The sequence below is a fragment of the Acinetobacter sp. Q186-3 genome (assembly GCF_013420655.1).
In the GTDB taxonomy this organism is placed as follows: domain Bacteria; phylum Pseudomonadota; class Gammaproteobacteria; order Pseudomonadales; family Moraxellaceae; genus Acinetobacter; species Acinetobacter indicus.
Genome location: NZ_VOXS01000007.1, coordinates 68075 through 89465 on the forward strand (window position 1 = coordinate 68075; position 21391 = coordinate 89465).

The window sequence follows — 21391 nt, forward strand, 5'->3', positions numbered from 1 at the left end:
GTGCTGCAACTTAACAATCTTCAAAATCGCCGGCTAGGCTTATAAATCTTCCAGCGGCAGTTGAAAACTCTGTTTAATAATTTGACTTGGCAAATCGGTTTTGACACTGGTGATGCCATTTTTTTTGGTTAAATGGGTGGACTGAAATTTACGATAACTTTCTAAATCGGGCACCACCACTTTCAGCATGGCATCGCATTCCCCCAAAATAATATAGCACTCCATCACCTGCGGTAATTCTTTCATCGCCTCAATGAAGGTATCAATAGTTTCGGCATCCTGCCCGACCAGCCAGATCCGGGAAAATAAAATCAGTTGAAACCCAATCTTATGCGGGTCCACCACCGTAGTGTAATTCTGGATTACTCCGGCTTCTTCTAAAATTTTCACCCGTCTTAAGCAGGAGGACGGCGACAGGCCAATTTCACGGGCCAAATCGTTATTCTGAATGCGGCCATTGTTTTGTAAAGCTCGAATGATATTTTTGTCGATGCGATCCAGTTTTATTCGAACAGACTTTGGATATTGCTTCATAAATTAGAGGATAATTTGAAAAATTATTTAAATTATAGAATATTTGAAATCCTATTTTATAGCGTTTCGCAGATACTAATTTTCACTTTCTCAAGTACGACGGGAAAAAGGAAATGTCTGTATGGGTACTTTTTGCATTGACTGTGTTGCCGCTGATTTTTACGCCGGGGCCGGATATGTTATTCATTTTGTCGCAAGTGATGGGTAAAGATGCAAAAGCAGGCATGATGGCCACAGTCGGCGTGTGTAGTGGTTATCTGGTGCATTCGATTCTGGTGGCGTTGGGAATTGCCGCGATTATTGTGTCCTTTCCGCTATTATTTGAAGCGATTCGCTGGTTAGGGATTGCATATTTGCTGTATTTGGCGGTGGGTTTATTCAAGTCGGTATTGAGCAAGAAAAAGCTGGCGATTGAAAGTCGCAGCAGCAGTCATCCGGTGCGCAAAGGATTTTTTACGGCACTGTTGAATCCAAAAGGCATGCTGATTTACTTTGCGATTTTGCCGCAGTTTATTGATAAAACTGGAAATACCGTTACTCAAGGCTTGTTATTGTCCTGCATTTTTATTGGGCTAATTTTTATTGTGTACTGCGCGTTAAGTCTGATCTTTGCCAAAATCACCCAGAAAACCCAGCTGGATGAACGTAAACAGAAGTGGATTGATGGTACATCTGGTGGTTTACTGGCGCTGGCGGCCAGCTGGTTAATGGTCAATTAAGCTGTGAAATTTAGAAAAAGCATGTCCTAGGTCGACATGCTTTTTTATAGGGAGAGCGTGAAAAAGAGAATTATTACAAAAACAGAAATGAACCGATGGTCATCTTAGACCAAAGTCTGGCAGATCATACAAACTGCTATCCTAAATGACATCAAAATAGCCAGGTTTTAGCTTACTAAGGTAAAAAATGAATAATAATTCATTTTATTGTATTGGCTGGTTAATCAGAACAACTGATGTGATACATAAGATAAAAAGATAATATAAATCAATGGTTAAAATATGGCTTAATCTGGCTGAAACATAGCTGAGTTAAGCTGGATGAAAAAAGTATGAACGCAACGTTCAGCTATTTTTACGCATTTTTACAGCTTCTTGGGCAATTGTGACTTGACCGAAATGCCAAACCCATTGCAAGATAAGACACCTACAAAAATTTAAGTGAAGAGTTATCTTAACTTTTCTCCTCTTTTACATTTACTAAAACAGCCGAGGATTACATGAAGGCTCTTGTTGCTGTAAAACGTGTGGTTGATGCCAACGTTAAAGTTCGCGTTAAACCGGACAATAGTGGGGTTGACCTTACTAACGTTAAAATGTCAATTAACCCATTCTGTGAAATCGCCGTGGAAGAAGCGGTTCGTCTAAAAGAAAAAGGAACAGTTTCAGAAATCGTTGTTGTTTCTATCGGTCCTAAAGAAGCGCAGGAACAAATCCGTTCTGCTATGGCGCTTGGTGCAGACCGTGGTATTTTAGTTGAAACTGCAGATGAAATTGGCGCACTTGAAGTGGCTAAAATTTTAAAAGGTGTTGTTGAGCAAGAGCAGCCACAACTGATCCTTTTAGGTAAACAGGCAATCGATGATGACTCAAACCAGGTGGGTCAGATGTTGGGTGCTTTACTGGGCGCAGGTCAGGGTACATTCGCTTCTGAAGTGAAAGTAGACGGCGACAAAGTACAAGTGACACGTGAAATCGATGGCGGTTTACAAACTGTTGAATTATCACTGCCAGCAATCATCACCACTGACTTACGTTTGAATGAGCCACGTTATGCGGCACTTCCAAACATTATGAAAGCGCGTAAAAAACCTCTGGATACCAAGTCTCCTGCAGATTACGGTGTATCAGCCGGGACTAAACTGAAAACTGTAAAAGTTGAGTCACCAGCTGAACGTAAAGCGGGCGTACAAGTGAAGTCTGTAGATGAGCTTGTTGAAAAATTAAAAAATGAAGCGAAAGTGATCTAATACAGAAGGATATAAATCATGAGTATTTTAGTTATCGCTGAGCACGACAACAAAGCACTAAATGGTGCAACGTTAAACGTTGTGGCTGCAGCTCAAAAAATCGGTGGTGATATCACTGTATTGGTTGCTGGTTCTGGCGCGCAAGCAGTTGCTGATCAGGCAGCTAAAGTTGCGGGCGTGAGCAAAGTATTACTGGCTGATGATGCTGCCTATGCAAATCAGCTGGCTGAAAATGTCGCAAAACTGGTTGCTGAATTGGGTAAAGGCTATAGCCATATCCTTGCAGCATCTACAACGACAGGTAAAAACATTTTACCTCGCGCTGCAGCATTGCTGGATGTCAGCATGATTACTGACATTATTGCAGTAGATAGTCCAAATACATTCAAGCGTCCAATTTATGCCGGTAACGCGATTGCAACTGTTGAATCTTCAGAAGCAATTGTTGTTGGTACTGTACGTGGTACAGCATTTGATGCGGTTGCTGCGGAAGGTGGTTCAGCTGCGGTTGAAGCTGCGGCATCTACAGGCGATGCAGGTATTTCTAAGTTTGTGAACGAAGAAATCGTGAAATCTGAACGTCCTGAATTAACAGCTGCACGTATTGTAGTATCAGGTGGTCGTGGTGTAGGTTCAGGTGAGAACTATCACAAAGTACTTGATCCACTGGCAGACAAACTGGGTGCAGCACAAGGTGCATCTCGTGCAGCGGTTGACGCGGGCTTCGTTCCGAACGATATGCAGGTTGGTCAAACAGGTAAAATTGTTGCGCCTGATCTGTACATCGCTGTGGGTATCTCAGGTGCGATCCAGCACTTGGCCGGTATGAAAGATTCTAAAGTGATCGTTGCGATCAACAAAGATGAAGAAGCACCAATTAATGCAGTAGCTGACTACTGGTTAGTAGGTGACTTGAACACTGTAGTTCCAGAATTGGTTTCTAAAATCTAATTCCTGAACTTCGGTTAAAAAGACGCTCTTGCGCAAGCAGTAAAAGTTTTTACTTTGCTGTTTTGTTCAGGGGCGTTTTTTATTCTGTAATTTTTTATCGGAATTCATCAAAATTTAACATTTTTAGTATTGTTAAATTCAATAAACAGCAGAAGAGTCTAAAAATTATGCTAGTATGCCGGTTTTTGAAATCTTTGATTTCGTCAGCCGGAGTCTCCCATTGAGTTTTGATACCCGATTGTCCAATCAAGTCTTTATCTTATTTCTGCTGTGTCTAGGTTTGCCATTCCTGGTCGATTTGCATCTGCCACTTTTAGATGGTCAGCTCGTGCGTGGCGTTGAAAATGTTCAGGCTTTCTTATTATTGTTCTGTGCAATATTCAGTTATTTTTATATCCGTCCTTTTGATTTGGCGGATGGACAAAAGCAGTTCTGGTTATGGGCAATTTGCTGGTGGCTATTGTTGTTTGGCCGCAGTATCAGCTGGGGGCGAGATTATTTTCCGGAAGTGCCGAAAGTGTATTTCAGAGCGATTTCAATTGTGCTGATTGCGCCTGTGGTGTTTATGCTGTTCTCTCGTCATTTGCGTGCCGAAATTGTGCGTAAATTTAAGTCGGTATCCTTGCCGCTCTGGGTTTTAATTTTGAGTGTAGTCGGTCTAATTGCCGCAGATTCTATCGAACATGGCCGTGCCATCAGCTTTATTTTCCTGCACGATGTGGCTTATAAAGATTTTATGGAAGAAATGTATGAATTCCCGTTAATCCTGGGCTTATTCATGATGACTCTGCATATTATGAAGCAGGATAAACCGCCAGTGGTGGCCGAGCCAGTATATCTGGAGCTGGATGATCACGAAGCGGTGGCCAAGAACTAAGTCGGTTTCACATCATGCTCTCAAATATAAATCATGCCTTGTCCGAGGCATGATTTTTTTATGTCTTTTATTTCAAAAAAGAAGATTGCTTGATCCAAGGCCAATTTTGTCGCAAAGCGTATATTTTATGCATAGCGCAATATTGATCAAATGAGCAGAAATGCCATGTGGCGCGATGGATTTCACAGCTGGATATGCTGATGAAAAGTAGCTGCAAGACCGATTGGCAAAAATAGCTTAAAAATGTACCAAAAACTCATCTTTAAACATTAGAAAATTAACGAGATTAAGATGAACAGGATGACACAAAAATAGGACTATTTATGCTATAATTACCAGCTAAATTTTCGTTTTTTAACTCAAGTTTTGAGTTAAATTTTTTGCCAAATTTACGATATAAAATGCGGGCAGAAATCTGCTTGTATAACAAGGAGTATGCATGAGCGTATCGGAAATTAGACCGATTGCCATTGAGGATGAACTCAAGCATTCATATCTCGATTATGCAATGAGCGTGATTGTGTCACGGGCATTGCCAGATGTACGAGATGGTTTAAAACCTGTTCATCGTCGTGTGCTTTATGCAATGCACGAATTGGGCAATGACTACAACAAAGCCTACAAAAAGTCTGCCCGTGTTGTGGGTGATGTGATCGGTAAATACCATCCACACGGCGATTACGCAGTCTATGAAACCATCGTTCGTATGGCGCAAGACTTCAGTCTGCGCTATCAACTGGTGGATGGTCAGGGTAACTTTGGTTCGATTGATGGCGATAGTGCGGCCGCAATGCGTTATACCGAAGTACGTATGACCAAGCTGGCCCATGAACTCCTGGCCGATCTGGAAAAAGATACCGTAGATTGGGTCGATAACTACGATGGCTCGGAGCGTATTCCTGACGTTCTGCCAACCCGTATTCCAAACCTGCTGGTGAATGGTTCTGCCGGTATTGCTGTCGGTATGGCGACCAACATGGCACCGCATAACCTTACCGAAGTGATTAATGCCTGCCTGGCCTATGCCGATAATCCGAATATCAGCATTGAAGGCCTGATGGAACACATCAGTGGTCCAGACTTCCCGACAGGCGGCATCATTTACGGTAAATCGGGCATTGTTGATGCTTACCGTACCGGTAAAGGCCGTTTGCATATCCGTGGTAAATATCATTTTGAAGAAGACCAGAAATCCGGTCGTACCACCATTGTCTTTACTGAAATTCCGTATCAGGTTAACAAGGCCAAAACCATTGAGCGTATTGCTGAACTGGTTAAAGAGAAAAAACTGGAAGGAATTTCAGAGCTACGTGACGAGTCCGATAAAGACGGTATGCGAATTGCGATTGACTTGAAACGTGGTGAGAACGCTGAAGTCATCGTCAATAACCTGTTCCTGAATACGCAGCTGGAAAACTCGTTCAGCATCAACATGGTCTGCCTCGACAACGGTCAGCCAAAACTGATGAACCTGAAAGACATCATTGCTGCGTTTATCCGTCACCGCCAGGAAGTGGTGACTCGCCGTACCATGTATGAACTGCGCAAAGCACGTGAACGCGGTCATATCTTGGAAGGTCTGACCGTTGCTTTGGCGAATATTGATGCCATCATCGAAACCATTAAAACTTCTGCCAACCCGGCCGAAGCGCGTGAGCGTTTACAGGTTGGCGAATGGGCCGCTGGTGGTGTGGTGGCATTGCTGGAAAAAGCCGGTTCCGTGTCTATTCGCCCGGATGAAATTGAAGGTGAAGATTTAAGCCGTCCATTTGGTTTGGATGGAGATGTTTATCGTCTTTCTCCAGCGCAGGTCGGTGCGATTCTGGAACTGCGTTTACACCGCTTAACCGGTCTGGAACAAGACAAGTTACATGCAGAATATTCTGAAATTCTGGCGCAAATCGCTGAATACACTGCTATTTTAAATGACTTTAATTTATTGATGGCGGTGATTCGTGAAGAGCTGGCGCTGGTATTGCAGCAATATGGCGATGCACGTCGCACTGAAATTGTTGAATCCCGCATCGACTTCTCGCGTGAAGATTTAATTCCTGAAGAGCAGGTGGTGTTAACCGTTTCACAATCCGGTTATGCCAAAACTCAGCCATTATCCGATTATCAGGCTCAGCGCCGTGGTGGTCGTGGTAAGTCTGCCACAAGCATGAAAGAAGATGATTATATCCAACATTTAATTGTCACCTCGAACCACGCGACCGTACTGTGCTTTACCGATGTCGGTAAGGTCTATCGCCTGAAAGTATTTGAAGTGCCACAAGCTTCACGTGGTTCGAAAGGCCGTCCAATGGTCAACCTGTTGCCATTAGATGCCAATGAAACCATTACCGCGATTCTGCCAGTAATTGATGCACCGAAGAAATTCAAAGAGCGTCTGGCCGATTTCCGTAGTTTTGTGAAAGCTAACTCAGCACAATTACAGCAAAATCAAGTAATTGCTAGCCATTATGCCGAACTTGAAGCCGCATTTGCAGAACTGGCAGATGGTGATGATCTGTCGGATGCCTTGCGTGTTCAGTTAAAGCAGCTGGGCCTAGAGCTGTCAGCCACAGACCTGGATGATGAAATTGTTGCAGAATTTGCCGAGCAGGCTGAAAATCTGCGCAAAAACTTCTATGTGTTTATGGCAACAGCGTCTGGTACGGTTAAACGTGTCGAGCTGGAGCAGTTCAGCAATGTGCGTTCTAACGGTTTACGTGCCATTGAACTGAACGAAGAAGACACCCTGATTGGCGTGGCGATTACCGATGGCGAGCAGCAGATCATGCTGTTCTCGAATGAAGGTAAGGCAATCCGTTTTGCTGAAACTGATGTTCGTGCCATGGGCCGTTCAGCCAAAGGTGTGCGTGGTATGCGTGTCACCATTGGTGCAGCTCAAGCGGAAGAGGCCGAAGACGATACAGCCGATAGCGAAGATGATGCAACCGATAGCAATTTTGTTAGCCGGATTGTGTCGCTGGTCGTGGTGCCAGAAACCGGTGAAGTGCTGTGTGCATCCGCCAATGGTTATGGTAAACGTACTCCGGTCGATGACTTCCCGACCAAAAAACGTGGCGGTAAGGGTGTAATTGCGATCAAGACCTCTGAACGTAACGGTGAACTGGTCGGTGCGGTGGCCATTGATGCCTCGAAAGAATTGATGCTGATTTCGGATGGCGGTACGCTGGTACGTACCCGTGCTTCGGAAGTGGCAGAAACTGGTCGTAATGCGCAAGGTGTACGTTTAATCCGTTTAGGTGAAAATGAAACCTTGGTGGGTGTAGAAGCGATTGAAGCCGTGGAAGAAGATGAATTTTCTGAAGATTTAGCTGATGAAAATACAGCTTTAGATACGGTAGAGACCGATGCAGCAGCTGCTGAGCAGGATGAAAAACCGACTGAAGAATAATTTTTCTTCTCATGAAAAGGACGCTTCGGCGTCCTTTTTTACACAGTACCGTACAGGAATAACCCGATATGCAGTTTAAATTATGGATGGGCTTGAGTGTTCTGGCTTTGGCCGGATGTGATCAGCTGGGTCAAAAAGTCATGGACGCCATTCCAAATCCGAGTCCGCAGCAGGAACAGGTGGCACAGGCGGCCTATGACAATTTACGTGATGGCGAGTTCGAGCAGTTTCTGAATCATCTCGAGCCAGAACTCAAAAGCCATTTTCAGGACAACCAGAAAGTCATGAAACGCTTCGCCAAGGTGATTCCAAAAGGCGAATATAAATCGCGTACCCTGATGACCAAAAGTATTGAAACCGGTAGTAATCAGCCGGGCCAGTACAAGATTAGCTATGAATATGCATATCTGAAAAATCTGGTGCAATATGACGTCAGCTTTGACCAGCCGGGCGGTAGCAGTAAAATCCGCAACTTGAATATTCAGGTATTTGGTGAGTGAGTGCACTCTTAATCACTACATTTTACTAAGCTTTACCAGATCGCTGCGTATTACTGCATATATGCTTAAGATCAGCGCAAATTACATTTAATCAAGAGAAAAAGGTCATCCACATTGGGCCAGATATAGAGATGAATAGGCTTCCAATCTGCTGGAAAAGTTAAAATTATCTTGTGAATCTATATTGATTTTTCGACTGTATCTGCGTGCCAAGATTGAAATAATTTTGTGCAAGCCCGAGCAAGATGTGGTTAAATGCCTATTTTATTGTGTTTCACCTTGACAAGGAAAAATCATGCGCGCGTACAACTTCTGTGCTGGCCCTGCTGCATTACCCACTGCCGTATTAGAAAAAGCCCAAGCAGAAATGCTGGACTGGCACGGCAAAGGCCTTTCGATCATGGAAATGAGCCATCGTAGCAAAGATTATGTTGCGGTTGCAGAAAAAGCAGAAGCCGATTTACGCAAACTCATGAACATTCCTGAGAACTATAAAGTACTGTTCTTGCAGGGTGGGGCATCCTTACAATTCTCGGCAATTCCATTAAACCTGCTCGGTAAAAATAACAAGGCCGATTATATCCATACCGGTATCTGGTCTGAAAAAGCATTAAAAGAAGCACAGCGTTATGGCGATATTCATGTCGTGAACGCGGGTATTCAGATTGATGGTAAACATGCCATTAGCGCACAAAGCGAGTGGGATTTATCCGCAGATGCAGCCTATGTGCATTATGCTGACAACGAAACCATCGGTGGTTTACAGTTTGCCTGCATTCCAGAAACCGACAAGCCGCTGGTTTGTGACTATTCATCTAGCATTCTGTCTGCACCGCTAGATGTTAGCAAGTTTGGTTTAATTTATGCGGGTGCACAGAAAAATATTGGCCCGGCAGGTTTAACCCTGGTGATTATCCGTGAAGATTTACTGGATCAGGCCAAGCCGGAAATTCCAAGCATCCTGAAATATTCAGATCAGGCGAAAAATGGTTCAATGGTGAATACGCCATCGACCTATGCCTGGTATTTATCCGGTCTGGTTTTTGAATGGTTACTGGAAAATGGTGGGGTTGATGCCATGCATCAGACCAACCTTGAAAAAGCCAAACTGCTCTATGGTTATATCGATTCAAGCGATTTCTACGCCAACCCGATTGTTGAAGCCAACCGTTCGATCATGAACGTACCATTTACGCTGGCCAATGCCGATCTGGAAAAACAGTTCCTGCAAGAAGCGGAAGCCAATCATCTGTTGAATCTGGCTGGTCACCGTTCAGTTGGTGGTATGCGTGCCAGCATTTATAATGCCGTGCCACTTGAAGGTGTTCAGGCACTGGTTAACTTTATGGATGACTTTGCCAAACGCAACGGCTAATCCAGCGTATACGAAAAAGCCCATCATCAGGATGGGCTTTTTTATGGGATATGGAATACGGATTAAAAAATAAATTGATGCAGCAGGTAGGCAGAAATCATCATGCCCAGAACAAAAAACAGGCAGGACATTTTATCCAGACGATAACGCTGACCCATTTGATGTTCAACAGATTGTAAGTTTTCTTCTTGCACGATTTTCATAGATATTATATCCAGTGATCTATTTATCGTTAATACTTTCGATTTGTCACATATTATTAACATAAAAAATTGGTTAAATAAAGTACTAAATACATTTTCCTTAATAAACTTTTCAGCCGATTTAAAATCAGAACATCATCTCTTCATTCTGTTGACCGGATTTATTCAATATTCAATTTTTAAACAGATTTAATCTAAGTCTATGAAAATCAATAGAGATTAAATAATAAGCTTTAAAATTTAAAACTGTGGATAAATAAGTGATTTTTGAATTTAAAATAGTGCTATTTAGAATAAAACTGTGGATAAAATATAATCAAATAAATTCAAAAGATACAAAAAAGACCTGCTTCAAGCTGAAAGCTCATATTGAAGCAGGTCTTTATTTAAATATAAATTATTGTTTTTTCGCGTAAATACTGACCTGAATCCAGATATTGCCGCGAATGAACTGGCCAATTTCAAAATCAGCAAACTTGGGTTCTTTGGTCGCAATACGGATTAAAGTGGCTGGCTGGTTGTCTTCATGAATCAGGCAGACATCATACAGGGTGTAATCCTGATTCATAAATTGCGCTTGGGTTTTACCGACCACATTGCCCTGGAACCAGGCTTCATCTTCCTGTCCTAAGACTTCACCATATAAATAGGCCACCATTTTGGAGAAATTCACGGTCACCGGGGCTTTATCTTCTTCAGATTTTGGCTCCCAGGCGTCAATCTGTTCCTGCAAATTGGCCGGGGCAACACCATTATTGGCCGCCAGAATATCATTTAAGGCACGGTGATGTTTAATCGAGGCCGGATCATCAACAATCAGTTGCTCATCTTCTGCCACGGCTTCCAGCTCGTAAGCCCAACCATTCAGATGCGCGATATAAGTCTGGTCTTTTTGGTACTGGTGGTGATTGACGCTATACAGACTGTCAAAGGCATAGACCGTGGTGTTTTCACCCAGATTTAATCCCAAAACCGCCTGGGTATTGGAAGGGCAGCTAATAATCCGTTCAATGGTCACCGGGGTTTTATACGGGCTTTCAAAACATGGAAAGGCCGTTTTAACCGCTTTCGGCTGATTGGCCTCTACGGCAATGACCTGCGCCAGTTGAATCGGCTGTTTGACCGGACCCTGAATCAGCCAGGTGCTGTCATCCATATCACATTCTTGTGCGCATAGCCCCATTGGCATGATGGGTGCATCCAGTGCCTGACCTAACCATTTGGGAACATCAACATTCGGCTGATCGGTGAGCAGCGTCCAATGCTCTACATGGCTGCCAAAACTTTGATCTTCAATGGTAATAATGTCTGGTCTGTTCTGATTTTTCATAAGCACGTTAAGAGAATGTCGAGTGGCCTTAATCTATTTAATCGAGGGTGTTTTAAATTTTTCAAGTCGGGGCGCCGATTTCTCCTTTGAAAATGCCCGAAATGATGAGAAAAGTCAAAGGATGAGCTTAAGCTGCTTAAGCAAAATCAGCTGATTCAGCGTGTTATTACTCCAGCATTATCTTGGTGAAAAAGCCTGTATTTCCCACCGCGACGTTGAGTGAATTTTGCTACACTAGGGACATCAAAATTGCCGGAATTGAAAGTGCTGCCATTTAAGCTGTGGGTGGATGCCGATGCCTTACCAAGAATTTTAAAAGATGTGATTATCCGGGCTTCTGACCGCTATCAGCTCGAAGTAATTTTTGTAGCCAATCAGAATGTGGGCATTACTCCATCGGTGCGGATTAAATCCCTGCAGGTCATGAGCGGCGCAGATGCGGCCGATCAGGAAATTGTTGAGCGGATGCAGGCCAACGATATTGTGGTAACTCAGGATATTCCACTGGCAGCGCAGGTGATTGAAAAGGGCGGTATTGCGATTCATCCACGTGGTGAAATCTATACCACTGCCAATGTTAAAGCGCGGCTGCATTTACGTGATTTTATGGATACTCTACGCGGCGCTGGCGTGCAGACCGGTGGGCCACCGCCAATTTCTGAGCGCGATAAACGTGAATTTTCCAATAGTCTGGATCAGACCATTCAAAAACAAAAACGTAAAACCGGCTGAATTACATGCCCTCAAAAAATAATATTGCCCTGACTTATATGCTGCTGGTGTTTATCTGGGCCTCGACACCGCTGGCGATTGTCTGGAGTGTGTCGGATCTGCATATGCTGTGGGCGCTGGCTTTACGTTTTTTTATTGCCTTGCCGCTGGCCTTTATCTTTTTGTTGCTGCTCAAAGTGCGTTTTCCGGTTGATCAGACGGCATTGCATAGTTATGTGGCCGGTTCCTGCAGCCTGTTTGGTTCCCAGATTTTTACCTATCTGGCCACCAGCTATTTAAGTTCAGGCATGATTGCACTGATGTTTGGTCTGGCACCGATTATTGCCGGCCTGATCGGGCGTTTTGCCTTTCAGCAGCGTCTGAAAAAACTGCAATGGTTCGGGATGCTGGTTGCAGTGCTGGGACTGGGTATTATCTGTCTGGGCGGAGAAAACCAGCATGTACAGCCGGTCGGGATTGGTCTGATGCTGCTGAGCGTGCTGATTTATGCCATGTCCATTTTCTGGGTCAAAAAAGTGAATGCCAAGGTGGAACCTGTGGCACAGGCCACTGGTTCAATCCTGATTTCAACCTTGATGGCAATTTTGATGTTGCCAATAATCTGGCCTTATGCACCGACTGAAATTCCGGAAACCAAGGCTTTATTCTCTTTACTGTATACGGTGGTGATGGCTTCACTGATTGCCATGTTCTGTTATTTTAAGCTGGTACAGAATATTCAGGCGACCACATTGTCACTGACCACTGTCATGACCCCAATGCTGGCCCTGCTAATTGGTGCATTTCTGAATCAGGAAGCCCTGAGCTTGACAGTGCTGATCGGAGCTTTGGTCTTATTGTTTGGCTTGTTCTTATATTTCTTCCATGATTTACGTGCAAGCCGGGCGTTGGCACGTAAACAGGCACATCCTGAAACTTATTTAGATTGACACTGCTGGATGACTTCGGCCAGTTTGCTGCGGTCTTGCGGGTGTAAAGTAATAAAATAGGCCCCGGTACGATAGCGGCCATTATCTTCGGCATTGCTATAGACCACCTGGGCAGTTGCAGCAATATGAAAGAAATTTTCCGGATGACTTAAGGTCACGTGAATATAGCTGCCATCGGCAATTTCACGCTCGCTGTAGAAGCTTAAACCGCTTTCGGAAAAGTTGACCTGTTCTGGTACAGGTAACATGCTTTGTACAATTGCATCGTATAAAGAACCGGTAATCAGGTTTAATTTTTGGTTGAATAAGGATAAGATTCGAGCAATTTGTTGATCTTTTTCAGATAATTGTTCTAATTCGTAGTTAAGCGCATGATCAAATTGATCTAATTCAGCGAGTAGTAGAAAATAACGCGGCAACATAAAATTAGGATCGTAAGGATCATTAAGAGCAACTTGATCAGAAATAAGCTGATAGTTGATTCTCAACGCAGCATCGATACGTGACATCACGCGACGTTCATTTTGAGCGTTTTGATGCTGTAAATTTTCCATAATGTATTACCTCGGACTAGATGGTATGTTTAAACCAATCTCGCTATATATAGGGTTGAGATATACGCGCGCTCGGCGCAGTAATCACTTTATTTCTTTTATTGCTCTGGTTTCAATGATCGGTCTCACTTTAGGTGTTGCTGTTCTGATTACAGTGTTATCTGTGATGAACGGATTTGACCGTGAATTGAAGAACCGGGTCTTGGGGATGATTCCGCAAGCGACTGTTTCATCTACCCAGATTTTAACAGATTGGCCTGAACTTGCAAAAAAAGTTGAGCAACATGAGCATGTTACAGGTGCTGCACCGTTTACCCAATTACAGGGGATGTTGACCGCACACGGTCAGGTTTCCGGCATTATGGTGACTGGTATCGAGCCGGAATATGAGAAGAAAGTTTCGATTATTCATCAGCATATGGTGGAAGGCAGCATTGATAACCTGAAAAAAGGCGAGTTTGGGATTGTGCTGGGCAAGCAAATGACCGATGCCTTGGGCCTCAGTTTAAATGACAGTATTACTTTGGTCTTGCCTGAAGCAACGCCATCACCGGCCGGTGTGGTGCCACGTTTTAAACGTTTTACCATTGTGGGGATTTTCAGCATTGGTGCCGAAGTTGATTCGATGATGGGCTATATCGCCCTGAATGATGCTTCGACTCTGTTACGTCTGCCGGATGGCGCACAAGGCGTACGCATGAAGCTGGACGATATTTTTGCCGCACCTACCGTTGCCAACGACATTGTGAGTGAACTGCCAGCCAATTTCTATGCTTCAGACTGGACCTATACCCATGGTAACCTGTTCAGTGCGATTCAGATGGAAAAGGCCATGGTCAGCCTGTTGCTGTTCCTAATCGTACTGGTCGCAGCCTTTAATATTGTCTCTTCTCTGGTGATGGTGGTGACTGACAAAAAAGCCGATATCGCAATTTTACGGACCTTAGGTGCATCTCCGGGCACAATTACCCGAATCTTTATGGTGCAAGGTACCGTAATTGGCGTGATCGGGACAGTCTCCGGTGCGATTCTTGGAATTATTTTTGCCTCCAGCATCAGTGGTTTTATTGCCTGGCTGAATAATGTTTTGGGCTTGAATCTGTTTGATGCCTATTTCATTAACTACTTACCATCGCATTTAAGATGGCAGGATGTCGTGGTCATTGTCAGCCTGTCTTTAATTTTAAGTTTCCTGGCCACAATTTATCCGGCGTTACGCGCGGCGAAAATTCAACCTGCAGAGGCGCTTCGTTATGAATAAAACTGTACTAGAAGCCAAACAGGTCACCAAACATTTTACTGATGGTAAAACCACAGTAGATGTACTGCGCGGCCTCGATTTAAAAATCGAACAGGGACAATTTGTGTCGATTGTCGGCGCCAGTGGTTCAGGTAAAAGTACCTTGCTGCACGTCCTTGGCGGGCTTGATCGTCCAAGTCAGGGCGAGGTTTATTTAAATGGCCAGCGCTTTGACAATTTAGGCGAAGCTGAGCGTGGTTATTTGCGTAACCAATATCTGGGCTTTGTTTATCAGTTCCACCATTTGCTACCTGAATTTAGTGCGCTGGAAAATGTGGCAATGCCCTTGATGCTGCGTAAGGAAAGCAACTTTAAAGAAGTCAAACAGCAGGCCGAATATCTGCTGGATCGGGTGGGCTTATCGCATCGATTGACCCATAAACCGGGTGAACTGTCGGGTGGTGAACGTCAGCGTGTGGCCTTGGCGCGTGCCATTGTCACCAAGCCGGCAGTCATGCTGGCTGATGAACCGACCGGGAACCTGGACCGTAAAACCGCCATCAAGATTTTTGAGCTGTTACGCGAGCTGCGCCGTGAGTTTAATATGGCCATGCTAATTGTGACCCATGATGAAGAGCTGGCCAAATCGGCCGATACCATTTTGCATATGCAGGATGGCATCTGGGTACCCGACTAAAACCCGATTATCAGATCAATGACCCTTGAAGCCCACTCCGGTGGGCTTTATGCTTGCTCAAAATAAAAATAAGACAGAAAACGACATGTTCAAAATCATGGGTGCCGGCTGGATTGTAGGTATTGCCTGTATGGGCAAAACGCTATGGCCGATGCTGGATTTCCCGCTCTGGTTGTCAGGCCTGTTACTGATTATCCTGCTTTTACAGCAAATAGCTGCTTTACATTGGTCCCATCTGGGCATCCAATTGATTAATACCTGTGTGGCATTTGTCATTACATTTTTGTTGGGGCTGAATTTTGCCCAAAACCAGTTGCAAGAGCGGTTGATATTTCGTGAACTGACCCGCCAGCCGGCAGAGGTGGTGGTCTATGTCCAGCAAATCAATCAGCTGGGTAGCAGCCAGCTCCGGCAACCGGTTCAGGTGCTGAACCGGCATAGCCAGCCGGTGCAATGGCTGGCCTTGCTGCCGGCTGAACAGGAACTACAGCTGGGGCGTTATTATCGTTTACAGGGGCAGACCTTGCCGGCGCACAGTTTTGCCGTTCCGGGTGCGTTTGATGTAGAGCAGTGGTATCTCCAGCAAAATATCATGAGCGGCTTTCAGGTCCAGTCGATTGTGGAACTGACTGAATCGGAACTGTATCGGCTGGGATTTGGGGCACATTTAAGACAGCATCAGCAACTCTGGCCGCAATTTAAATTGTGGATCGAAACACAGCGTTTACAGATTCGTGACTTTATCCAGCAGCAGGCATTGCAGCATCCCGGCTTAATACTGGCACTGCTGACTGGCGATAAAAGTTTACTCGATGAAGCCACCGAGCAGCAGTTTCAGCGTTTCGGGATGAGTCATTTGCTGGCGATTTCCGGGCCGCATGTGCTGATTTTTGCCGCCATGCTGTGTTTTGTGCTGCAGCGCCTGGTCACTCGCTATTGGCCCGAATTATATGCGCAATTGCCCCGAAGTTATCTGCTGTTGCTGCCGTTTATGGGCTGTGTATTTGTATATTGTGCCTATGTTGGGTTTGAAATTCCTGCGCTCAGGACTTTACTGATTTGTCTGGTGGCAGGCGCCTGCCTGTTGCTAAAGCAGCCGATACAGCCGCTGTCTTTGCTGATTGGTAGTGCTTCGTTATTGCTGCTGCTTGATCCGTTGAGTGTGCTGTCGGCGGCATTCTGGCTGTCTTATGGCGCCTGCTTTGTGCTGTTAAGGATTTACCAGACCCTCCGGCAACAACCGGTGCATCCGCAGCAGACGTTGATGCAGAAATTGTGGCAGGGCTTCCGGCTGTTATTTGAATCGCAATGGAAAATTTTTATTGCGCTGTTTCCGCTGATGATCATCTTCTTCAAGCAGATTGCCTGGATTGCGCCGCTGAGTAATCTATTGGCCATTCCCTGGATCGGTCTGGTGATTGTACCGCTGGATATTCTGGCCGGTTTAAGTTTTTATCTGGCGGAACCGCTGAGCCAGTTGCTGTTTCAGCTCAATGACTTGGCGCTAAGTCTGTTATTGGGTTGTTTGCAGTTGCTGGATCTGCTGTTTGCACCACAACTGATTCCGGTTGCGCTGAGTCCACCGATGCTGCTGAGTCTGGTGCTGGGACTGATGATTTTATTTCTTCCCGCAGGTCTAGTGCCTAAAGTCTGGTCAGCGCTGTGTTTATTGCCTTTGCTGTTTCAGGACCAGTTTTCTCGGCAGGTGGAACTTACTGTGCTGGATGTTGGGCAGGGGCAGGCAATCTTTTTACGCTATCGTGAACACAGCATGATGATTGATATGGGCGGTCATTATGATGAACAGAAATGGAGTATCGGCCGGCAGATTATCCAGCCCTTTTTAAGTGTCAAAGGCGTGCAGCAGTTAGATTATTTATGGTTGACCCATCTGGATCAGGATCATAGCGGTGCTTATCAGACCTTAAAGCCACAGTTACAGGTGCAACAGGTCTATGCCAATGCTCAGCTTGAAGTAAATCCTCATAGCCATTTTGACTATTGCCAGCAAGGACAGCAATGGCAGTGGCAGCCGGGCATCCAGATTCAGGTACTCTCTCCGAAACCGGAACAGTTAAATCCTGTAGAACAGCAGAAAAATGAAAGCTCCTGTGTGCTGCTGGTTGAGTTTGCACAAGCTCAGCCTTACTCACGCTTTTTATTGATGGGCGATGCAGGCTGGCCGACTGAATATCAGTTATTACAGGATTATCCGGATTTAAAAGTGGATGTGCTGGTGCTCGGCCATCATGGTAGCCGGCACAGTTCATCTTACCAGTTTTTAAAACAGCTGGAGCCTAAACTGGCAATTGCATCGGCGGGGCTGAATAACCGTTATGGGCATCCGAGCACGCAGGTACAAGCCCGACTGAACGCCTTAAAAATTCCGTTATGGCAGACAGCGCAGCAGGGCAGCATCCAGTTTTATCCCACTGAGAATGAGGTGCTACCGTACCGGCATACGCGGGTTTGGCTGCGGCGCGATTAAGCGGAATTGGCCTGTTTGGTATTTTGAATTAACGCCAAGGCTTCATCTGCCGGAATATCATAAATTCGTCTTAAGGCTGGATGTGCCTTAAAGCGTTTATAACTCCAGTGATAATGTTCCGGATGCCGGGCAATCAGCTGTTCAATTTTCTGGTGAATCATTGCAGTGCCTTCATTGGCAGAACAGTCGTAGAGCTGTGCGTCCATGGCCTCAATGAAAATATCAAAACCTTGCTGTTCATTGCGCAGTGCATATAAGAACAGGGCGGCGGCTTTGGTTTTCTGAATCAGCTTGGCGCTCAGGTTGCTGGATTCAAGTGGCAGGCCAAAATAGTGAATCATTTCACCCCCCAAATGCGGGGTGTGGTCCGGCAGAATCACGGTGGTTCCACCTTGTTTTAGTGCCTTAAAAATCTGACGAATACCGCTGTCATTGGTCGGCACCAGATTGGCCTGTTCACGGCTGCGAGCATTACGGACAAACTCATCAGCCGATGGATTTTTTACCGGTTTATACATGATGGTCATTTCAGTATGCTGCGCCACCCAGGCATTCATGATTTCCCAGGTGCCAAAATGCGGCACAATCAGCACCACGCCTTTTTGCGCAGCCAGTGCCTCATGTAACAGCTGTTCGCCATGCACCTGATGAATGCGGGAAATATTCTTGTGGTTTTCTGCACCCCAGATATTAAAAAACTCAAAATAAGAGGTGAGTTCATTGCGAATGGCCTGACGCGCCAGCTGTTCACGCTGGGTCGCATCTAAATGCGGCAAGGCAATATTTAAATTGAGGCGAATCACCTGAGAGGTCTTGCTGAGCTGAAAGACATTCAAAAATGCCGCCAATACGTGGGCCGCCCAGCGGGAAAGGCTGAGAGGCTGTCGACTGACAAAATGAAGTAAACGAGAGATAGTCGTTGGGGCGAGTTTATCAGTCATTCAGTATAGTGAAATCTAAAGAAAAGGTTAAAAATGAAAATATTATAGGGGAAAATATTCAATTTAGACAGCAATCAGTTTTTCGGCGTATATAATGGAGTAAAATTAACTCGAGTTTTGGATTGTTTTTATGTCCGATTGGCCGCCTAAACCAGAAAATGAAATCAAGAATAGCCATCCACCCACAGCACAACAACCGACAGGAAACGAATGGAAGTTACTGGAAAAAGCGGTTTTAGCCTCTGTTGAAGAACAGCGCCGCGCCAGACGCTGGGGAATTTTCTTTAAGTTCCTGACCTTTGCCTATATTTTTATTCTGCTGGTGATTATGGGTAAAGGCTGTAGCAATAATTCCGCTACGGCCGTGACCAGCAGTTCGCATATTGCTGTGGTCGATATTGTGGGCACCATCGCAGCCGATAAACAGAGCGTCAATAGTGAAAATACCATTAAATCACTGCGTAAAGCCTATGAAGCAACCGGCAGTAAGGCGGTAGTGCTAAATATTAATTCACCGGGCGGATCACCGGTTCAGTCCGATGAAATCTGGCAGGAAATCCAGTATTTAAAACAGCAGCATCAGGATAAAAAACTGTATGCGGTGATTGGCGATACCGGTGCTTCAGGGGCTTATTATATTGCTTCAGCCGCCGATGAAATTATTGCCAATCCATCCAGTCTAGTTGGTTCGATTGGAGTGATTATGCCGAACTATGGCGTTAGTGGCTTAATGCAAAAGCTGGGTGTCGAAGATCGCACCATGACCTCCGGTGAAAATAAGGCGCTGCTGTCGATGACACAACCGGTGGATCCAGCGCAAAAAGCCCATGTTCAGGGTGTACTAGATAATGTGCATGCGCATTTCATTAGCGCAGTCAAACAGGGCCGTGGCAACAAGTTAAAAGCCAATGATCCGACCTTGTTCTCGGGTTTATTCTGGACCGGCGATCAGGCGTTGAAACTGGGGATTATTGACCGTCTGGGCAGTATGAATACTTTAAAACGTGAATTAAAAGTCGACAAAACCGTCAACTATACCATTGAATATAATCCGCTAGATTCGATGCTGGGTCGTATGGGCACTGCGGTAGGTCAGGGGATGGCCAGCGCTGTATCGCAGCAGATTCAATCTGAACAAAGTACCAAATTACAATGAAACCATTAATCCATTTTGCTCACGCCAATGGCGTACCGTCACGGGTCTATCAAAAACTATTTCAGCATCTGCAAGATGATTATGACGTGATTGATGTGCCTTTGCTCGGGCCAGATAAACGTTATCCAATCGATAATCACTGGAACAGTCTGACCCAGCAGGTGATTGACAGTATTGTGCGGCAGGCACAAGGCCGCAAGGTGATTGCACTGGGTCATTCACTTGGTTCGGTGCTGAGCTTTCAGGCCGCGCAGCAACGCCCGGAACTGTTTTCCCAGCTGATCATGCTGGATCCGCCAATGATCATGGGTAAAGAAGCCTTAGTGATGCATGTAGCGAAACTGTTGAAGCTGAAAGCCCTCGATAAAATGTCACCGGCGGGATTGTCTAAACGCCGCCGTGATCATTGGGAGTCACGTCAGCAGGCGGCCGAGCTGCTCAGACCCAAAGGCTTTTATCAAGATTTTGATCCGGACTGTTTTCAGGCTTATATCGACCATGCACTGACAGAAGATCCTGTACGTGGTGGGGTGACGCTTACCATTCCTAAAATGGATGAAGTACAGATTTTCCGTACCAATCCATCTTTATGGTGGTTGCCACAGGCCAAATTGAAAGTACCGGCACAACTGGTGGTGGCCGAGAAAGGTCCGTTTCTGGCCCGCAAGTTTCCACAGCAAATTGAGAAGAAATTCGGGATTCCTTTTCATGTTGCGCCGGGCGGTCATATGTTCCCACTGGAACAGCCTGAGCAAGTGGCACAGATGATTAAATCCTTATTACAGGATCAGGCACCTTAAGATTACTTTTGGGAAAAATTAGGTCATAAAAAAACGCATCCGAGGATGCGTTTTTTTATAGATATTACTTTTTATTTTAGCGCTGACAGAACTGTAGCGGTTGCGCTAACACCTGACCACGATACAGCACCGCGTTTGGTGTGTGCTGCAGCGTACCACTACAAATCCATTCCACCACTTGCGGATAAATCAGATGTTCCAGCACATGCACACGATTGGCCAAGCTTTCCACGCTGTCCTGATGCGATACAGTAAGTACCCCTTGGGCCAGCGCCTGACCGGCATCCAGCTCGGCAGTCACATAATGTACCGTACAGCCATGATAGACATCACCCGTGTTTAACACCCGTTGATGAGTATGCATGCCTTTGTAATGCGGCAGCAGAGAAGGGTGAATGTTCAGCATTTTCCCTTCCCAGGCTTTAACAAACTTGGCGCTTAAAATGCGCATAAAGCCTGCCAGCACCACCAGATCAACCTCCCAGTCTAAAAGCTGTTGATGCATCACATCATCAAAACTTTCACGGTCTGGGTATTGCTTGTGTTCAATTACCGCAGTGGCAATACCGGCTTTTTGGGCACGTTCCAGCGCATAGGCTCCAGGTTTGTTGGAAATGACCCCGACAATTTGTCCCGAAAGACGGGCATCAATCAGGGCCTGTAAGTTCGATCCACTGCCTGAAACAAGTACAGCAATTTTCAACATAGACAA

General features: G+C 45.3%; 20 protein-coding genes. 14 read left to right on the forward strand and 6 right to left on the reverse strand.

Features of this window, described 5'->3' with window-relative positions; all coding sequences use genetic code 11:
- Positions 1–39: 39 nt before the first annotated feature.
- Positions 40–534 (reverse strand): Lrp/AsnC family transcriptional regulator, encoded by a 495-nt coding sequence (locus FTT64_RS08195; RefSeq protein WP_045795165.1) that lies wholly within the window; start codon positions 532–534, stop codon positions 40–42.
- Between the two features lie 113 nt (positions 535–647).
- Here FTT64_RS08195 and FTT64_RS08200 point away from each other — a divergent pair, with 113 nt between their 5' ends.
- The 7 genes from FTT64_RS08200 (at position 648) to serC (ending at position 9609) form a co-directional block, all read left to right on the forward strand.
- Entirely contained in the window at positions 648–1253 is a 606-nt protein-coding gene (locus FTT64_RS08200) for a LysE family translocator (RefSeq protein WP_016659994.1), read from the forward strand.
- 500 nt (positions 1254–1753) lie between these two features.
- The gene (locus tag FTT64_RS08205; protein WP_005176529.1) at positions 1754–2503 is read left to right on the forward strand and encodes an electron transfer flavoprotein subunit beta/FixA family protein; all 750 of its coding nucleotides are present in this window, start codon (positions 1754–1756) and stop codon (positions 2501–2503) included.
- Positions 2504–2521: 18 nt separating this feature from the next.
- Complete coding sequence (locus tag FTT64_RS08210; protein WP_005176532.1) at positions 2522–3454, forward strand: FAD-binding protein; 933 nt, start codon at positions 2522–2524, stop codon at positions 3452–3454.
- A 175-nt stretch (positions 3455–3629) separates the two neighbouring features.
- Complete coding sequence (locus FTT64_RS08215; protein ID WP_016659995.1) at positions 3630–4331, forward strand: hypothetical protein; 702 nt, start codon at positions 3630–3632, stop codon at positions 4329–4331.
- 439 nt (positions 4332–4770) lie between these two features.
- A complete protein-coding gene (gene gyrA, locus FTT64_RS08220; RefSeq protein WP_180182270.1) occupies positions 4771–7734 on the forward strand; it encodes a DNA gyrase subunit A in 2964 nt (987 codons plus the stop codon).
- Between the two features lie 68 nt (positions 7735–7802).
- A complete protein-coding gene (locus FTT64_RS08225) occupies positions 7803–8234 on the forward strand; it encodes a DUF3887 domain-containing protein (protein WP_168396295.1) in 432 nt (143 codons plus the stop codon).
- A 295-nt stretch (positions 8235–8529) separates the two neighbouring features.
- Positions 8530–9609: a 3-phosphoserine/phosphohydroxythreonine transaminase gene (serC, locus tag FTT64_RS08230; RefSeq protein WP_168396294.1), complete on the forward strand. Its 1080-nt coding sequence runs from the start codon at positions 8530–8532 to the stop codon at positions 9607–9609.
- 62 nt (positions 9610–9671) lie between these two features.
- On the opposite strand, the gene FTT64_RS08235 is transcribed toward serC, so the two are convergent.
- Together FTT64_RS08235 and FTT64_RS08240 are read right to left on the reverse strand one after the other, a co-directional pair.
- Positions 9672–9812: a hypothetical protein gene (locus FTT64_RS08235; RefSeq protein ID WP_005176552.1), complete on the reverse strand. Its 141-nt coding sequence runs from the start codon at positions 9810–9812 to the stop codon at positions 9672–9674.
- Between the two features lie 397 nt (positions 9813–10209).
- A complete protein-coding gene (locus FTT64_RS08240) occupies positions 10210–11142 on the reverse strand; it encodes a hypothetical protein (protein ID WP_075168247.1) in 933 nt (310 codons plus the stop codon).
- Between the two features lie 264 nt (positions 11143–11406).
- On the opposite strand from FTT64_RS08240, the gene FTT64_RS08245 reads away from it, so the two are divergent.
- On the forward strand, positions 11407–11874 hold the full coding sequence (locus FTT64_RS08245) for a YaiI/YqxD family protein (RefSeq protein WP_160232612.1): 468 nt from the start codon (positions 11407–11409) through the stop codon (positions 11872–11874).
- 5 nt (positions 11875–11879) lie between these two features.
- The gene (locus FTT64_RS08250) at positions 11880–12803 is read left to right on the forward strand and encodes a DMT family transporter (RefSeq protein WP_005176560.1); all 924 of its coding nucleotides are present in this window, start codon (positions 11880–11882) and stop codon (positions 12801–12803) included.
- On the opposite strand, the gene FTT64_RS08255 is transcribed toward FTT64_RS08250, so the two are convergent.
- Entirely contained in the window at positions 12791–13357 is a 567-nt protein-coding gene (locus FTT64_RS08255; RefSeq protein ID WP_005176561.1) for a PilZ domain-containing protein, read from the reverse strand. The two genes, FTT64_RS08250 and FTT64_RS08255, sit on opposite strands and share 13 nt — an antisense overlap.
- A 25-nt stretch (positions 13358–13382) precedes the next feature.
- Here FTT64_RS08255 and FTT64_RS08260 point away from each other — a divergent pair, with 25 nt between their 5' ends.
- From FTT64_RS08260 to FTT64_RS08270, 3 genes are all read left to right on the forward strand, one after another.
- The gene (locus FTT64_RS08260; protein WP_005176562.1) at positions 13383–14618 is read left to right on the forward strand and encodes a lipoprotein-releasing ABC transporter permease subunit; all 1236 of its coding nucleotides are present in this window, start codon (positions 13383–13385) and stop codon (positions 14616–14618) included.
- The gene (gene lolD, locus FTT64_RS08265) at positions 14611–15294 is read left to right on the forward strand and encodes a lipoprotein-releasing ABC transporter ATP-binding protein LolD (RefSeq protein WP_005176563.1); all 684 of its coding nucleotides are present in this window, start codon (positions 14611–14613) and stop codon (positions 15292–15294) included. The genes FTT64_RS08260 and lolD overlap by 8 nt, the downstream gene beginning before the upstream one ends.
- An 85-nt stretch (positions 15295–15379) precedes the next feature.
- Positions 15380–17782 (forward strand): DNA internalization-related competence protein ComEC/Rec2, encoded by a 2403-nt coding sequence (locus FTT64_RS08270; protein ID WP_180182287.1) that lies wholly within the window; start codon positions 15380–15382, stop codon positions 17780–17782.
- Here FTT64_RS08270 and FTT64_RS08275 read toward each other — a convergent pair.
- Positions 17779–18723, reverse strand: a complete 945-nt coding sequence (locus tag FTT64_RS08275; protein ID WP_180103592.1) for a lysophospholipid acyltransferase family protein — start codon at positions 18721–18723, stop codon at positions 17779–17781. The two genes, FTT64_RS08270 and FTT64_RS08275, sit on opposite strands and share 4 nt — an antisense overlap.
- A gap of 130 nt (positions 18724–18853) precedes the next feature.
- On the opposite strand from FTT64_RS08275, the gene sppA reads away from it, so the two are divergent.
- Both sppA and FTT64_RS08285 read left to right on the forward strand, forming a co-directional pair.
- On the forward strand, positions 18854–19879 hold the full coding sequence (gene sppA, locus FTT64_RS08280) for a signal peptide peptidase SppA (RefSeq protein ID WP_045795154.1): 1026 nt from the start codon (positions 18854–18856) through the stop codon (positions 19877–19879).
- The gene (locus FTT64_RS08285; protein ID WP_005176572.1) at positions 19876–20679 is read left to right on the forward strand and encodes an alpha/beta fold hydrolase; all 804 of its coding nucleotides are present in this window, start codon (positions 19876–19878) and stop codon (positions 20677–20679) included. The genes sppA and FTT64_RS08285 overlap by 4 nt, the downstream gene beginning before the upstream one ends.
- A 76-nt stretch (positions 20680–20755) precedes the next feature.
- Here FTT64_RS08285 and purN read toward each other — a convergent pair whose 3' ends face one another.
- A complete protein-coding gene (gene purN / locus FTT64_RS08290; RefSeq protein ID WP_016660003.1) occupies positions 20756–21385 on the reverse strand; it encodes a phosphoribosylglycinamide formyltransferase in 630 nt (209 codons plus the stop codon).
- Between the last annotated feature and the right edge of the window lie 6 nt (positions 21386–21391).